Origin of the sequence: Alcaligenes sp. SDU_A2, from assembly GCF_038237375.1 — a bacterium.
Taxonomy (GTDB): Bacteria; Pseudomonadota; Gammaproteobacteria; order Burkholderiales; family Burkholderiaceae_B; genus Alcaligenes.
On the sequence record NZ_CP151273.1, the window covers coordinates 2626145 to 2642397 of the forward strand.

14 protein-coding genes and 1 pseudogene are annotated in these 16253 nt (G+C 60.7%); 6 read left to right on the forward strand and 9 right to left on the reverse strand.

The window, feature by feature from the left end:
* The 5 genes from AADW57_RS12125 to alr are packed head-to-tail and all read right to left on the reverse strand — an operon-like array spanning position 1 to position 4770.
* Positions 1 to 720 carry a 3-deoxy-D-manno-octulosonic acid kinase gene (locus AADW57_RS12125; protein WP_341667154.1) on the reverse strand — a complete coding sequence of 240 codons (720 nt, stop codon included), beginning with the start codon at positions 718 to 720 and terminating at the stop codon, positions 1 to 3.
* A gap of 9 nt (positions 721 to 729) precedes the next feature.
* Positions 730 to 1503, reverse strand: a complete 774-nt coding sequence (locus AADW57_RS12130; protein WP_341667155.1) for a sulfite exporter TauE/SafE family protein — start codon at positions 1501 to 1503, stop codon at positions 730 to 732.
* Between the two features lie 7 nt (positions 1504 to 1510).
* A complete protein-coding gene (gene radA / locus AADW57_RS12135) occupies positions 1511 to 2896 on the reverse strand; it encodes a DNA repair protein RadA (RefSeq protein ID WP_341667156.1) in 1386 nt (461 codons plus the stop codon).
* 9 nt (positions 2897 to 2905) lie between these two features.
* Complete coding sequence (locus AADW57_RS12140) at positions 2906 to 3622, reverse strand: SDR family oxidoreductase (RefSeq protein ID WP_341667157.1); 717 nt, start codon at positions 3620 to 3622, stop codon at positions 2906 to 2908.
* A gap of 17 nt (positions 3623 to 3639) precedes the next feature.
* Positions 3640 to 4770 (reverse strand): alanine racemase, encoded by a 1131-nt coding sequence (alr, locus tag AADW57_RS12145; RefSeq protein WP_341667158.1) that lies wholly within the window; start codon positions 4768 to 4770, stop codon positions 3640 to 3642.
* A gap of 155 nt (positions 4771 to 4925) precedes the next feature.
* Here alr and hpnC point away from each other — a divergent pair, with 155 nt between their 5' ends.
* The 3 genes from hpnC to hpnE are packed head-to-tail and all read left to right on the forward strand — an operon-like array spanning position 4926 to position 7994.
* On the forward strand, positions 4926 to 5786 hold the full coding sequence (gene hpnC, locus AADW57_RS12150) for a squalene synthase HpnC (RefSeq protein WP_341667160.1): 861 nt from the start codon (positions 4926 to 4928) through the stop codon (positions 5784 to 5786).
* Between the two features lie 46 nt (positions 5787 to 5832).
* Positions 5833 to 6696, forward strand: coding sequence for a presqualene diphosphate synthase HpnD (gene hpnD, locus AADW57_RS12155; RefSeq protein ID WP_341667161.1), 864 nt, complete (start codon positions 5833 to 5835; stop codon positions 6694 to 6696).
* Complete coding sequence (hpnE, locus tag AADW57_RS12160) at positions 6693 to 7994, forward strand: hydroxysqualene dehydroxylase HpnE (RefSeq protein WP_341667162.1); 1302 nt, start codon at positions 6693 to 6695, stop codon at positions 7992 to 7994. Before hpnD ends, hpnE begins: the two co-directional genes overlap by 4 nt.
* A gap of 12 nt (positions 7995 to 8006) precedes the next feature.
* Here the strand turns inward: hpnE and speG are convergent, their stop codons facing one another.
* The 4 genes from speG to alaC form a co-directional block, all read right to left on the reverse strand.
* Positions 8007 to 8567 (reverse strand): spermidine N1-acetyltransferase, encoded by a 561-nt coding sequence (gene speG / locus AADW57_RS12165; protein WP_341667163.1) that lies wholly within the window; start codon positions 8565 to 8567, stop codon positions 8007 to 8009.
* A gap of 938 nt (positions 8568 to 9505) precedes the next feature.
* A complete protein-coding gene (thrC, locus tag AADW57_RS12170) occupies positions 9506 to 10915 on the reverse strand; it encodes a threonine synthase (RefSeq protein ID WP_341667164.1) in 1410 nt (469 codons plus the stop codon).
* Positions 10915 to 12213, reverse strand: coding sequence for a homoserine dehydrogenase (locus AADW57_RS12175; RefSeq protein ID WP_341667165.1), 1299 nt, complete (start codon positions 12211 to 12213; stop codon positions 10915 to 10917). The genes thrC and AADW57_RS12175 overlap by 1 nt, the downstream gene beginning before the upstream one ends.
* Positions 12210 to 13397 (reverse strand): alanine transaminase, encoded by a 1188-nt coding sequence (gene alaC, locus AADW57_RS12180; RefSeq protein ID WP_341667166.1) that lies wholly within the window; start codon positions 13395 to 13397, stop codon positions 12210 to 12212. The genes AADW57_RS12175 and alaC overlap by 4 nt, the downstream gene beginning before the upstream one ends.
* 168 nt (positions 13398 to 13565) lie before the next feature.
* Between alaC and AADW57_RS12185 the strand changes: the two genes are divergently transcribed.
* From AADW57_RS12185 to AADW57_RS12195, 3 genes and pseudogenes are all read left to right on the forward strand, one after another.
* On the forward strand, positions 13566 to 14009 hold the full coding sequence (locus tag AADW57_RS12185; RefSeq protein WP_341667167.1) for an Mth938-like domain-containing protein: 444 nt from the start codon (positions 13566 to 13568) through the stop codon (positions 14007 to 14009).
* Positions 14006 to 14473 carry a peroxiredoxin gene (locus AADW57_RS12190; protein ID WP_341667168.1) on the forward strand — a complete coding sequence of 156 codons (468 nt, stop codon included), beginning with the start codon at positions 14006 to 14008 and terminating at the stop codon, positions 14471 to 14473. The genes AADW57_RS12185 and AADW57_RS12190 overlap by 4 nt, the downstream gene beginning before the upstream one ends.
* A 52-nt stretch (positions 14474 to 14525) precedes the next feature.
* Positions 14526 to 16225: pseudogene (locus tag AADW57_RS12195) on the forward strand (PhoH family protein).
* Positions 16226 to 16253 lie beyond the last annotated feature (28 nt).

Below are 16253 nucleotides of genomic sequence, written 5' to 3' on the forward strand. Positions count from 1 at the left end.
TTAAAACTGCATTTGCTGGCTGTAGAAGAAGAACAGTTTCTGCCACCAGTCATCGCCCGCCTGCCCGCACACTTTACGCAGCGAACGGCGCAGGCGTTGCAGGTTGCCCAAGGCCAGGGAACGACTCAATGTACCCTGGCGGGCGCGGTCAAAATCAATCAGCCAGACCTTACCACTCGCGTCCAACAAAATATTGTAGGCGTTAAGATCGGCATGCCAAACCTGGAATTGATGCATGCGGACAATCTCGCGCGCCACCGCTTCGGGACACGCCGCTCCCAACACCTGGCACAAAGGGCGAACATCGGCCAGACGGCGGGTCATCAGGGCGGCCCGATAGCTTGGGCCACTGCGCCACCAGGCGGCGGCCAGCACCGATGGCACCGCCAAACCTTTGTGGTGTAAATAAGACATCACCTGGAATTCCCGCCAACTGCGGGTGCGTTCCCGACCTTGCCACAAGTAGGCCGATTCGTTGAAACGCGCCACCAAGCCGCCACGCCGATAATGACGCAATACCGCCTGACCGAACGGCCCTTGCACAAACCAGGCTGCCTGACGCCCGCCCTGCCCGACCTTGACCGCCTGATCGCCATACGCCTGCGGCTCAAACCAGCGCTGTAGTGTTGCCGGCGTCAGATCCAAGCCATCGCGCATCTCGGGGGCCAGCAAGGCCCCTCCGCCGGGCAAGGAAAAGACGGATTCGGACAAAGCGTTCACGACAGCTCCTTAGACACGCGCCAGCAGCAAGGACATGATCAGCACCAGCATGCAGGCAAAAATGAATTTCAACCGGACTTCAGGCAGTCTGTAGGCCAGGCGTACGCCGTACGGCACCAGCGCCAGGCTGCCTATGGCCATAGGCAGACCCACCTGCCAGTTGACCTGGCCATGCGCGGCATAGGTAAACAAGGCGACCAAGGTGCCCGGAATGATCATGGACAAGGCCAGCCCCTGCGCTCCAGTCTGGCTGTAGCCCATACGGCTGGTCAGAAACGGCACGACCAGCACCGAACCGCCCACACCAAACACACCGCCGGCCAAACCCGCCATCATGCCTACCGCCACATACCAGAGCGCCCCAAAAGAGCCGGGGTCCGGACGCACGCTTTCCTTGGCCTGCCGACGCGCAGGCCCCAGACTTTGATAAAAATAATACAGGGCGATGGCCAGCACAAACACCGAATAAATGCGGCGCAACAGTACGGCGTCCATACCCAGGGCCAGGCGCGCGCCCAACCAGGTAAAAACAATAGAGGACAATGCGCCCAAAGCGGCGCGGCGAAAATCGATATGATTGCGCCGATGGTACTGACGCACTGTCAACAGCACGGCCGGCACCACCATGACCAGCGCCGTACCCTGTGCCGTCTGCTGGTCCATGCCCAGAATCAGTCCCAGCAACGGAATGGCCAGCAGCCCGCCGCCGATGCCCAGCACGCCACCGCCAAAGCCGATCAGCGCACCGCCCAGCAAACAGGCCAGAATCAATTCAATGCCCATGCGAGCGTTACAGGTTTCGCAACCGCTCGACCGCGTCCTCGACCCGATCCACCGCCCAGATTTCCAAGCCTTCGATGGCCTGACGAGGCGCATTGCTCTTGGGAATCAAGGCAATACTAAACCCTAACTTGGCCGCTTCGCGCAGGCGCTCCTGGCCACGCGGCGCCGGACGAATTTCTCCGGCCAGCCCGATTTCGCCGAAGACCACCAGACCACGCGGCAAGGGCCGGTTGTTCAACGACGACAAAATCGCCAACAGCACGGCCAGATCGGCGGCCGGTTCGGTAATCTTGACGCCGCCGACGGCATTGACGAAAACGTCCTGATCGTAAGTGACCACGCCCGCATGGCGATGCATCACGGCCAGCAGCATGGCCAGACGCGAACTTTCCAGGCCTACGGACAAGCGGCGCGGATTGGGCACATGGGCCGAATCCACCAGGGCCTGGATTTCCACCAGCAGCGGCCGTGTGCCTTCCTGGGTCGCCATGACGCAGGAACCGGCCACACTTTGCGAATGCTGCGACAAAAACAAGGCCGACGGGTTGCTGACGCCTTTCAGGCCTTTTTCCGTCATGGCGAACACGCCCAATTCGTTGACTGCGCCGAATCGGTTCTTGAAGGCACGCACCATGCGAAATGACGAGTGCGTGTCGCCCTCGAAATACAGCACCGTATCCACGATGTGTTCCAGTACGCGCGGACCGGCCAGCGTGCCGTCTTTGGTGACGTGGCCGATGAAAATCATGGCTGTGCCACTTTGCTTGGCCAGCCGGGTCAATTGAGCAGCGCATTCGCGCACCTGCGACACCGAACCGGGCGCAGCGCTAAGTTGGTCCGAGTACAAAGTCTGAATGGAGTCGATGACCACGATGCGCGGCTGATGCGTCTGCAAAGCCTGACTGATCGATTCCAGACGGATCTCGGCCAGCAAGTCCACGCCATCGGTGGGCACGCCCAGACGCCGGGCGCGCAGCGCCACCTGCTCGGCGGATTCCTCGCCGGTGACATACAGTACCTTGGTCTGCTGCGCCAAGGACGACATGGCCTGCAACAGCAAGGTGGACTTGCCCACGCCTGGGTCGCCGCCGATCAGGATCACGCCGCCTTCCACCAGGCCGCCGCCCAGCACCCGGTCAAATTCGCCGATGCCGGTGGGCACACGCGGCAATTCCCGTGCCTGCACATCCGAGAGACTTTGCACAGGACTGGAGCCGGCCAGCGAAGCGAACCGATGCGCGGAAGCGGCCGCTGGCGACTCTACCGTTTCCTGAAGGCTATTCCAGGCTCCGCAGGCCGGGCACTTGCCCGCCCATTTAGGCGTGTCTGCCCCGCATTCGTTACAGACAAAAACAATCTTGGCCTTGCGGCCGGCGCGCGCGCCTGTAGCCATGCTGACTCCTTAGCGGCCGGCCAGGCTGCCGCCGCCATCCACACCTAGATTCTGGCCGGTGATGAACGCCGCCTCGTCGCTAAGCAGGAAGGTAACGGCCGCCGCTACTTCGGCGGCCTGCCCGAAACGTCCCAGCGGAATAGAGGCCAGACTGCGCTGCTCGGCTTCGCTGCCAACGGGATGCGACGCACGGAACAGCTCGGTTTCGATAGGACCGGGCGAGACGGCATTGACCGTAATGCCATAGGGGGCCAGCTCCAGCGCCCAGGTGCGGGTACAGCCCAGCAAGGCGCTTTTTGCCGCCGAATAACTGGTGCGTTCGCTGCCGCCATGCACCACTCGGCTACAGATGTTGACGATGCGCCCTTCCTTGCGCGCCTTCATGGACGGCACAAACGCCTGCGTGACCTGCACAGCCACGCGCACATTCAAGTCAAACACCTGATACAAATTACCCAGATCGACCTGGCCGATAGGCTCGGGAGACACCGCCCCTACATTATTGACCACCGCATCCACCGGGTATTTTTCGCGTATGACGCGCAGCATTTCCTCGGTTTCGCCCGCATTGCTCAGATCGCAGGAATACAAATAGCCGGGGAAATCGATATTTTCCGTGTGGCGGGCCAAGCCCACCACATGCGCGCCCGCATCGGCCAGACGCTGACTGATCGCCCAACCTATGCCTTTGGTAGCGCCGGTAATTAATACACATTTATTTTTCATGGCCTGCCTTGGTGGTGTTAATCCTGGATGGTGCGCGGCACGCGCGGCGCAACCGCGCAAATCAGTTCGTAGCCCAGCGTGCCCGCCGCAGCGGCGACCTCGTCCACGCAAGGGCCGCCCTGACCAAACAACACAACCTGGCTGCCCACGCCGGCAGCCGGCACGGGCGTCAGGTCCACGGCCAGCATGTCCATGGACACACGACCCAGCAAGCGCGTGCGCACACCGTTGACTACAACCGGCGTGCCTGTGCCCGCATGGCGCGGATAACCGTCTGCATACCCGCAAGCCACGACCCCTACCCGCATGGCTTTTTCAGCCACATAGGTATGGCCGTAACCAATACCCTCGCCCTGTTTGACGCCGCGCACACTGATCAGTTCGGCCGCCAGCGTCATGCCGGCCTGCAAGCCGAAATCCTGGGCGCTGATGCCGGCAAAGGGCGAACTGCCATACAGACAAATACCGGGACGCACCCATTGCTCCGGCTCGGCAGGCATATAGGCTCCCAGATCGGGGCTGAGCGTCGCGGCTGAATTACAAATGCTGACTGGTCCGGGCAACTCGTCGGTAATGCGGGTAAAGCAACGGATCTGCTCCAGGGTGGCATCGATATTGTCATCGGCGCGGGCAAAATGGGTCATCTTGCCCACCACTCCCAGCTTGCCGGCCTTTTGCAAACGCTGAGCGCGCTCGAATGCGGCCGGGTAGTCGTCCACATTGAAACCCAGACGATTCATGCCCGTATTGAGCTTGACCATTGCATTGAGCGCCCGCCCCGACTCCCACTGCTCCAGCATCTTGAGCTGCTCGTGGCCGTGGATGACCGTGGACAGGTCGTAATGGGCCAGGACATCCAGGTCTTGGGGCTGGAAAAAACCTTCCAGCAACAAGATGGGTCGTGTCCAACCCGCTTCGCGGCAACGTATGGCCTCCTGGATGTCCAGCATCGCAAAGCCTTCGGCCGCCTGGAACGCGCGCACGGCGTTTTCGATGTCGTGACCATAGGCATTGGCTTTCATGACGGCCCAGATATTGGGTCGCCGCACACCGGTCATGGAGGTCGCGCTATTCAGGCTCTGGATGACGATATCAAGATTGTGGCGCAGCGACGATACATGAATAGTCGCCGATATAGGACGTGGCATGGCTCTCCCCAAAGGAATTTGAGAGTCTAAACCAGCCCCTGTTGAAACGAAAGTGATGCGATGGCCTGCCCACCGTTTAGGACCGATCCATGATCTGACCGCTGCATCCCAAAGATCCTGAACAGCCCCCCGGCTCTGCCGTATACTGGCGGGCTATGTCTATCGAGCACTACGAAAACTTCCCTGTGGCCTCGGTTCTGCTGCCGCGCCGTCTGCGCCGCCCTGTGGTGGACATCTACCGCTTTGCCCGCAGCGCCGACGATATTGCCGACGAAGGCGACCTGAGCGCCGACGAACGCCTGGCCCTGCTGGATCAATTCCAGGCCGGCATCGAACAATTGCAATACCACCAGCCAGCCTTGGTGGATGCGCCGCACAGCCACATCTTTGTGCCGCTGGCCGCGACCATCCGCAATTACCAGCTGCCGCTCAAACCCTTTCTGGATCTGCTCTCGGCCTTCAGACAGGATGTCACTACCCAGCGTTATGCCGACATGACCCAGTTGCTGGACTACTGTTCGCGCTCGGCCGATCCCGTTGGCCGTCTGATGCTGCATTTGTACCAGGCCCACGATCCCGAGCGGCTGGAGATGGCCGACGCTGTCTGTACCGGGTTGCAACTGGTCAACTTCTGGCAGGATGTCGCCCTGGACTGGCACAAAAATCGTGTCTATATCCCACAGGAGCTGTTGCAGCGTTACGATCTGGATGATGACTACATCCAGGCCCGCTGTTCGTTGCAGCGCCATCCCGGTGCCGACGAACGCTGGCAGGAACTGATGGCGCTGCTGACCAGCGATGCGCGCCAGCGACTGCAATCAGGGCTGCCGCTGGCCGCCCTTCTGCCAGGACGCATCGGCCTGGAGCTGAAACTGATGATTCTGGGCGGGCTACGCATTCTGGAGCGCCTGCAGGCCGTTCAGTTCGATATGTTCTCCCACCGCCCTACCCTGACGCGCCTGGATTGGCTGCGCCTGACTGCCCGCGGCCTGGGGCTGACCCGAGCTGTTCGCTGAACCGCATAGATATGATTTCCTTAACCTCCCTGCGTCCTGAACATCCATGAGCCCAGACGAGTACTGTCAGAACAAGGCAGCCCAGAGCGGCTCCAGCTTTTACTACGCCTTCCTGTTCCTGCCGCCGGAGCGCCGCCGCGCCATCACCGCCCTATATGCCTTTTGCCGTGAAGTGGACGATGTCGTGGACGAAGTCCACGAGGAATCCGTGGCACGCATGAAGCTGGTTTGGTGGCGCAACCAGGTAGCCGAACTGTATCAAGGCCGCACCCAGCACCCAGTCATGCAGGCCCTGGCCCCGCATGTGCAGGCCTTTGGCTTGCCCCAGGAGCAACTGCTGGCCGTCATCGACGGCATGGAAATGGATCTGGATCAGGCCCGTTACGAAAGCTGGGAGGACCTAAAACGCTACTGCTGGCACGCCGCCGGGGTGGTCGGCCTGCTGTCGGCGCGGATTTTTGGTCAGACGCAAGAACAGACCAGCGACTACGCCGAAAAACTGGGCCTGGCTTTTCAGTTGACCAATATCATCCGCGATGTGGGCGACGACGCCCGACGCGGACGCATCTACCTGCCCCAGCAAGAGCTGGACCGATTCGAGGTGCGCACCAGCGAGATTCTGAATCATCAGCATTCGGAACGCTTTGAAGCCTTGATGGCTTTCCAGACCGAGCGTGCGCAGGAACTGTACCGGGACGCCATGCGCGCCCTGCCCGCAGCCGATCGGCGCGCCCAGCGCCCCGGCCTGCTGATGGCCGCCATCTACCATGCCTTGCTGAACGAAATCGCGCGTGACCGTTGGCATGTGCTGGAGCAGCGCATTTCGCTCACGCCCATACGCAAATTATGGCTGGCATGGAAAACCTGGGTGTCGGGCGGACGCGGCCTGCAACGCAAACTAGGCCGATGAAGGTCGCCGTCATCGGCGCGGGCTGGGCCGGCTGCGCCGCTGCCTGGGCGCTGAAGTCCCAAGGCCATGCCCCTACCGTCTTTGAGTCTGCCCGCCATATCGGCGGGCGGGCGCGCCGCATCTACAGCCCTAAACTGCAACGCGAACTGGACAATGGGCAGCATATTCTGCTGGGTGCCTACACCCAGACCCTGGGCCTGCTGCGCGAACTAGGGCTAGACGAAAGCACACGCCTGCATCGTCAGGAACTGGACATCGTGGCTGCCCAGGGCGACTTTCGCCTGCGCAACCGCGCCCTGCCCGCCCCCTGGCATCTGCTGGCCGGCCTGCTGAGCGCCCAAGGCATAGGCTGGAGGCAAAAACTGAAGCTGGCCCGTTTCTGCCGCTGGCTTGAAACACAGCGCTGGCGCGCTCCCGACGGGCTGACCGTGCTGCAATTGTTAGACCGACACGGCCAGGACGCGGACCTGATCCGCTTGTTCTGGCAGCCGCTGTGCGTGGCTGCCATGAACACGCCGATCGAACAGGCATGCGCCCAACTGTTCGCCCATGTGCTGCGCGATAGCCTGGGCGGCCCCCGTCAAGCCAGCCAGCCTTTGATTCCCTTGACCGATCTGGGGCGTCTTTGGTGCGAACCCGCGCTACACGAACTGGACGTACATCTGGGCCACCGCGTTCAGAGCCTGCAACTGACCAAGGACGGCGTAGACGTAGACAGCCAGCCGTTCGATGCCGCCATCCTGGCCTGCCCGCCCCCACAGGCCAGACGCCTGCTGTCCACCCTGCCAAGCACCGCGCACAGCGAACAACTATTAGCCGATCTGGACGCCATGCAGTACGTGCCTATCGCCACGCTGTATCTGGATCTGAATCAGCCTTGGAACCTGCCCCACCCTATGCTGATGCTGCACGATGTCACCGGCAGCGCAGGCCAGTGGCTGTTCGATCATAGTGCCCTGAAACCAGACGGCCGGGAAACGCTGCTTGCCATCGTCGTCAGTGATGCGATACGCCTGCAGGCGCTGCCACGGGAACAAGCGATTGCAGCCATTGTGGAGCAGATACGCAGCCAGACGCAGCGTTTCGGCCCTATGCCGACCGTGCGCAACACGGAACTGATCATCGAAAAACGCGCCACCTTCGCGGCCGTGCCCGGCCTGCGGCGGCCCAGCGTTACGACTGCCTGGCCTGCGCTGCGGCTGGCCGGAGACTGGACCAACACCGGCTACCCCGGCGTACTGGAAGGAGCGGTGCGCAGCGGCCTTCAGGCGGCCCACAGCCTGGGAACGACCACGTAACAACGGCTGCGTTTACTGCGCCGGCGGCGTCACCATCACCGTCTGGGCCGGCTTGTACCTGGCAAAAAAGTCCTGCTGAAACAAGCGCATGCGCACCACATCCCGATATTGGCCATTGATGAAGAACTCGTGCTTGAGCTCTCCTTCGACCTCGAAGCCAAATTTCTTGTAAATATGAATGGCTTTGTGGTTTTCCTTGTCCACAATCAAAACGATTTTGTACAGATTCAACACACCAAAGCCATATTCGATGGCCTGCATCGTGGCACGCGACGCAATCCCCTTGCCTTGGTATTCGGGCGCAATAATGATCTGGAACTCGGCCCGTCGATGGACATGATCAATCTCGACCAACTCCACCACCCCGACCGCCAATCCTTCCCATTGCACAATAAAGCGGCGTTCACGCTGGTCATGTATGTGTTCGTCGTAGAGCGCAACCAATTCCCCATAGGTTTCGTAGGGCTCTTCAAACCAGTAACGCATCACAATGGCGTTATTGTCCAGCAGGTGCACAAAGCGCAGATCCTCGCGCTCCAGGGGGCGCAGTTTGACATGGTGGTCGGTACTCATTGGGGGTTTCCTTTTCTGTTCAAGGGCTGAGCCTCTACAGCCGGTCTGAACGACTGGCCTGGATCATACCTAAGCCTCTTTATTTTCCATGCCGGGAATCGATTTATAAAGTTAAAACCCATTCATTGTATTGATGCTTTTGGGGCTTAAAGGTACGAAAGCACCGAATCGAGCGCAGCTTATGCTGCCTGGAGTGTACGACTTTAGCCAAGCAAAGATGGAGCTAAATCCAGGACAGAGATGGGGACTAGGGCTGGGCTATCAGAGTCGGGGCCAGAGATTGGGAATAGGCTAAAAAGCGGTATGCAGCATTCGGCCGCCGTTCAGGCTACCCAGAGGTTTTCTTGGGGCTGACTGCTTGCCGGGGCTACGCGCCGGTTCCCTGGTCGAACACGCGGCTCGGGTGCGCCTTGAACAGCTCACAACACCGATTACATAGCCCCGGCCATATGCGTTCAGTCCAAACAGAACATTCAGCGGATGGCTGATATGTTGGACAGCATACGCTGATGGTTCGCCGTTTGGGCCAAGCACAGCGGTGCCGTTCTCGCCAGGTCAGCCACAGTGGGCCAGCGGGCGAGTCAGGGCCTGCGCCGCAGGCAGGATGCCGGGGCGGGAGGCAAGGGGCGTGTTGTTCGAGCAGGACGCTTGTGATTCGTCCAGCGGACGAATCACCCTGCGAGTTCACGCCCCGCCCGCCCCGGTATCCTGACCAGGGAACCCGCGCACAGCGCGGGCGAAGGCCCCAGCCAAGCCGGCCCGCTGTGGCTGACCTGGCGAGAACCCGGGTTGCTTTCTGCCTGGCCCAAACGGCCCGCCCAATACGAAGGAGTCCCCGAAACATCTCGAAGAAGCAAAAAAAACCCATCAGTTGGAGATGTATCCAACTGATGGGGGTCGTTCACAAGCCAAGGGGATTGTTATCCCCGCGATACGGTTCAGACCGGCGCGTGCTCTTCGATGTAGCGACGCACCTGTTCCAGATCGGCATCCATGACCACGACCTTTTGGGGCAGTTCGGCCAGACCGGCCAGATGGGCCGGGACAGGCGCGGGCTGACCGATGGCTTCTTCGATGGTTTCGGAGAACTTGGCCGGCAAAGCGGTTTCCAATACCAGCATGGGAATGCCTTGATCGCGATGCGCCAGCGCCACTTTGACGCCGTCGGCGGTATGCGGATCGATCAGGGTCTGGTGCTGCTCGTACACCTGGGCAATGGTTTCCAGACGATCCTGGTGCGAACTGGCACCAGCCACGAAACCGTATTCGGCTTCAAAGCGCGGCAGATGTTCGCTAAGATCGAAATAACCATCACGCGCCAATTGTTCCCACAGCGCCTTGACCTTGGCACCGTCGCGTCCCAGCAAATCAAAAATGAAGCGCTCGAAGTTGGAGGCACGCGAAATGTCCATAGAAGGACTGGAGGTGGCGTAAGTGTGCTGCGAGCCGCGTGGACGGTAGATGCCGGTGCGAAAAAACTCTTCCAGCACATTGTTCTCGTTCGTGGCCAGCACCAGCTTATGAACCGGCAGGCCCATCTGGCGGGCGATATGCCCCGACAAGATATTGCCGAAGTTACCCGATGGCACGGCAAAGGATACTTTCTGGCCGGACGCCGAGGTGGCACGCAGCCAACCCCAGAAGTAGTAAACCACCTGGGCGCTGATACGAGCCCAGTTGATGGAGTTGACTGCCCCCAGGTGCATGCGCGACTTGAACTCCAGATCGCCCGCCAACGCTTTGACGATGTCCTGGCAGTCGTCAAATACGCCCTTGACCGACAAGTTATGGATATTGTCGTCCTGCAAGGAATACATCTGGGCGCGCTGAAATGCGCTCATGCGGCCAAAGGGCGAGAGCATGAACACGCTGACGCCGCGTTTGCCGCGCAGCGCGTATTCGGCCGCCGAGCCAGTATCGCCGGAAGTCGCTCCTACGATATTCAGGGTGCTGTTGCGTTTGGCCAGCACATACTCAAAAGCCTGGCCCAGAAACTGCATGGCCATATCCTTGAACGCCAAGGTCGGGCCTTGCGACAGGCCCAGCAATGCAAGACCAGGGGCCAGCGGCTTGACCGGCACGACCTGTTCGCTGTCGAATACGCCGGGCGCATAAGCGCGTTGGGTCAATTCCGCCAGTTCGCCCTTGGGTATATCGGTAACGAACAAGGACAGCACTTCGGCAGCCAGCTCGGGATAGCTGAGCGCGCGCCAGGACTCCAGCGTCTGGGCGCTGACCTGCGGGTATTGCTCGGGCATGGCCAGGCCGCCATCCGGAGCCAAGCCTTCCAGCAGGATGTCCGAAAACGGCTGCGGCGTCATGCCGCCGCGCGTGGATATGTAGTTCATTACAGATTCTCCACGCGCAGGCGGGTAACCGCTGAACGCACGAAAGACTGACCTTGAATCTGGCTGATGGCACCATTGATGGCCCCTTCGCGGGCCTCGTGGGTCAGGAAGATGATATCGGCATGATCGCCGGCCGGTTCCTGGAACATGGAGCCGATGGAAATATCCGACTGAGCCAGGATGCGGGCCACATCGGCCAACACGCCAGGGCGGTCATCCACGCGCAGACGCAGATAGTATGCAGACACGACCTCGTCCATAGGCAGAATAGGCGTATCGGCCATCGCATCGTGCTGAAAAGCCAGATACGGCACGCGGTGCCCGGGATCGGCATTTTGCAAGCGGGTAACATCGACCAGATCGGCCACCACGGCAGAGGCCGTGGGCAGATCGCCCGCGCCGGCACCATAGTACACGGTCTGGCCCACGGCATCGCCATGCACCAGCACGGCGTTCATGGCACCTTGCACATTGGCCAGCATGCTCTGGGCCGGAACCAGGGTAGGATGCACGCGCAGCTCGATGCCCTCGGGGCGGGCGCGGGTAATGCCCAACAACTTCACGCCATAGCCCAGGCGCTGCGCATGCTGCAGATCTTCCAGAGACAGGCTGGTAATGCCTTCCACGTGCGCTTTGCTGAACTGCACGGGAATGCCAAAGGCCAGCGAGGCCAACAGGCTGAGCTTGTGCGCGGCATCCACGCCTTCGATGTCGAAGGTGGGATCGGCTTCGGCATAGCCCAGGCGCTGCGCATCGGCCAGGGCTTCGGCGAAGCTGACGCCCCGGTTGCGCATCTCGGACAGAATGTAGTTGGTGGTGCCGTTGATGATGCCGGCCAGCCACTGAATACGGTTGGCCGACAGGCCTTCGCGGATCGCCTTGATAATGGGAATACCGCCGGCCACCGCTGCCTCGAAGGCCACCATGACGCCACGCTGATGGGCGGCCGCGAAAATCTCGTTGCCGTGTTTAGCCAGCAGCGCCTTGTTGGCCGTGACCACGTGCTTGCCCTGCGCAATGGCTTCCATGACCCATTCACGGGCCAGGGTGGAGCCGCCCACCAGCTCGACCACGATGTCGATCTCTGGATTGCGGACAATGTCCATGCCATCGGTCGTCAGGGTCATGTCGTCCCCGACCAGCGCACGCGCCTTGTCCAGATCGCGCACGGCAACCGCCACGATTTCAATGCGGCGGCCCGCGCGACGGGCGATTTCATCAGCGTTGCGTTTTAGTACGTTCCAGGTGCCGCTGCCGACCACACCCAGACCCAGCAAACCTACTTTGATAGGACTCATTTAACAAAACCGTCCTTACGGAACATTTCTTTGATGCCGCGCACCGCCTGACGGGTGCGTTGCTCGTTTTCGATCAGCGCAAAGCGCACGTAGTTATCGCCATACTCGCCAAAGCCGATGCCGGGGGATACGGCAACCTTGGCGTCGCTGAGCAGGCGCTTGGCGAACTCCAGCGAACCCATGTCCTTGTAGAACTCGGGAATCTTGGCCCAGATGTACATGGAGGCCTTGGGGATATCGACCATCCAGCCGGCTTCGTGCAGGCCCTTGGCCAGCACATCGCGCCGCCGGCGATATTGCTCGACGACCTCGGACACGCAATCCTGCGGGCCTTCCAGAGCCGCAATAGCAGCGACCTGAATGGGCGTGAAGGTGCCGTAATCGTGATAGCTCTTGATCCGCGCCAGGGCGTTGACCAGGGTTTCGTTACCCACCATGAAGCCAATGCGCCAGCCGGCCATATTGTAGCTCTTGCTCATGGTGAAAAATTCCACGGCCACATCGCGCGCGCCTTCCACCTGCATGATGGACGGGGCCACATAACCGTCGAAAGTAATGTCTGCATACGCCAGGTCATGCACGACCAGAATGCCGTGTTCGCGAGCCAGCGCGACGATGCGCTCGAAAAAGGACAGATCCACGCACTGCGCCGTGGGATTGCTGGGAAAACCCAGAATCATCATCTTGGGCTTGGGAATGGACTCGCGCACCGCTTTTTCGATTTCATCGAAAAAATCCACACCCGGCACCATAGGCACGGAACGGATATTGGCACCGGCGATGACCGCGCCATAAATATGGATGGGATAGCTGGGATTGGGCACCAGCACGGTATCACCTTTGTCCAGCGTGGCCAGCATCAGATGGGCCAAGCCTTCTTTGGAGCCGATGGTGACGATGGCTTCGCTATCCGGATCCAGTTGCACGTTATAGCGGCGCTCGTACCAATTCGTGATGGCGCGGCGCAGACGCGGGATACCTTTGGAGACGGAATAGCCATGCGTATCGGGGCGTGTCGAGGCCTCGACCAGCTTTTCCACGATGTGCGCGGGCGTCGCGCCATCCGGATTACCCATCGACATGTCGATAATGTCCTCACCACGACGGCGCGCGGCCATCTTCAGCTCGCCGGTAATGTTGAACACATAAGGGGGCAGGCGCTCGATGCGCGGAAAGCGGATCATGATATTCCTTGGAAAGACAATGGCGGCAGGCGCGATTGAAAAGGCGGGATTAAATCAAAGAGTTTAATCCATGATCGCGCATGTGAGAATCATTGCGCACAGCGCCGCCGCGCCCGTGGACCGTGCCGCTTTGCGCTATGATCAAGGCTGTAACGGGAGATCTTCATCGTGCAACTGCAACGCGAACACAATCCGGCCTTAAATGCCATCACCGCCTACGGCGATGACTACGTGGCCATCAATTTCCAACGTCACGATCAATCCATCTTCTTTGCCCCCGACGGCCCGGTCCAGGAACTGGCCGTACAGCACGCCGCCCAGTTGACGGTCGAGCACCTTCGCGCCTTTGTCGGCCTGGACAAGATCAAGCAAGACCCTATGGCATTTCTGGATGATGCGCCGCCAGCCCGCCCGGCCGACGCGCCGGAACTGCTGTTGATCGGCACCGGCCAACGCCAACATTTCCTGAACCCTGCCATTACACAGGAATTGCTGCAATTGGGCATAGGTGTGGAAATCATGGATACCCAGGCCGCCGCCAGAACCTACAATATTCTCATGGCCGAAGGACGCAAAGTCGTCGTCGCCCTACTGATACAGGAACCCGCATGAGCACCGTACAGACCGGATCACCTATTCCCGAGTTTTCCGTGCCAGCTACCCACGGCCCATTTTCCACGGCCAGCCTACATGGCCAAAAAACCGTGCTGTATTTCTACCCCAAGGACAACACGCCGGGCTGCACCACCGAATCGCAGAACTTTCGCGATGCCCTGCCCCAGTTCCAGGCGGCCGGTACGCAGATCGTTGGTGTTTCGCGTGATTCGCTGGCCTCGCACCAACGCTTTACCGATAAGCAAGAGTTGAATTTTTCCCTCGCCGCCGACACCGACGAAACCCTGTGCCAACTGTTCGGCGTCATCAAGATGAAAAACATGTACGGTAAACAGGTACGAGGCATAGAGCGCAGCACCTTCCTGATCGACGCCCAAGGCGTGCTGATCCAAGAATGGCGTGGCGTGAAAGTGCCCGGCCACGTGGACGCCGTGTTGCAGGCGGCCCAAGAACTGGCCTGAACCCTTATCGCGCCGGCCCGCACGCCGGCGCACAACCAGGAGTACGTCCTACATGCCGCTACCCAAGTTGCCCACCAAGCTGGGAACCCTGCTTAGCGAAGACGACGTGACCGTCGTCGTTGCCGAACCGCCGGCACCGGCACCCGAGCCGGCCGCCACGGTGCCGCAAGCCAAGGCCAAGCCGGCCCGCAACAAACCGACAAGCGCTCCACGCAAGGCCGAACCGGCTCCTGCAGCAGCCCCTCGCGCCGCCGCCACACCCACTGCAACGCCCGCGCCCGCCGCCACTGCGCCGGCCGCCCCCAGCCCCGTCGCGCCCCAGGTGCAGCGCCCAAGCGCGCCCGCCTGTCGCCGCAACTGCGCAAGCTGTTCGTGCTGGACACCAATGTGCTGCTGCACGACTCCAATTCCTTGTTCAAGTTCGAAGAACACGACATCTTCTTGCCCATGATGGTGCTCGAAGAGCTGGACCACCAGAAGAAAGGCCTGTCCGAAGTGGCCCGCAACGCGCGCCAGGTCAGCCGCTCTCTGGAAGGCCTGGTGGGCGATCACGGCCTGGACAAGCCCATCCATCTGGACGGCATCGGCAATACCGAAGCCCTGGGTTCGGTCATATTCCAGACCGTCGCCCTGGACACCCGCCTGCCTATCGAGCTGCCGGTCGGCAAGGCCGACAACGCCATCCTGGCCGTGGTGCATGCGCTTAAAGAGTCCATGCCCAAACGCGAAGTCGTGCTGGTGTCCAAAGACATCAATATGCGCCTGAAGGCCAAGGCGCTGGGCCTGCAGGCCGAAGACTACCGCCACGACCATGTCCTGGACGACTCGGATCTGCTCTACGACGGCGTCATGCCCCTGCCGGCCAATTTCTGGACCAAGCACGGCAAAAACATGGAGTCCTGGCAACAAGGCGGCACCACCTACTATCGCATCAGCGGCCCGCTGTGCAGCCAGTTCATGGTTAACCAGTTTGTCTTTACCGAAGGCGAAGAACCGCTGTATGCCCAGGTACGCGAAACCGCCGGCAACACCGCTGTGCTGGCAACCCTGCGCGACTACAGCCACGGCAAGAACAATGTCTGGGGGATCACGGCCCGCAACCGCGAGCAGAATTTCGCCCTGAACCTGCTCATGAATCCGGATTTCGACTTTGTCTCGCTGCTAGGCCACGCTGGCACAGGCAAAACGCTGTTGGCTCTGGCCAGTGCCTTGACCCAGACGCTGGAAACCAAGCGCTACAACGAAATCATCATTACCCGCGCCACGGTGCCGGTGGGTGACGATATCGGCTTTCTGCCCGGCACCGAGGAAGAAAAAATGCAGCCCTGGATGGGCGCGCTGGAGGACAATCTGGAAGTTTTGCACCTGGGCACGGGCAAGTCCTCGACCAATCTGGGCAGCGGACAGGAGCCTCAGCGCAACTCGACCATGGAACTGATACGCTCCAAGATCAAGGTCAAGTCACTCAGTTTCATGCGCGGGCGCACCTTCATGAACAAGTTCCTGATCATCGACGAAGCGCAGAACCTGACACCCAAGCAGATGAAAACGCTGGTGACGCGCGCCGGTCCGGGGACTAAAATCATCTGTCTGGGCAATATCGCCCAGATCGACACCCCCTATCTGACCGAAGGCAGCTCCGGTCTGACCTATGTAGTGGACCGTTTCAAGGGATGGCCGCACGCCGGCCATATCACCTTGCAGCGCGGCGAGCGTTCCCGTCTGGCCGATTACGCCAGCGACGCACTCTGACCGGTGCCACCGCATAACGAACCGGGTC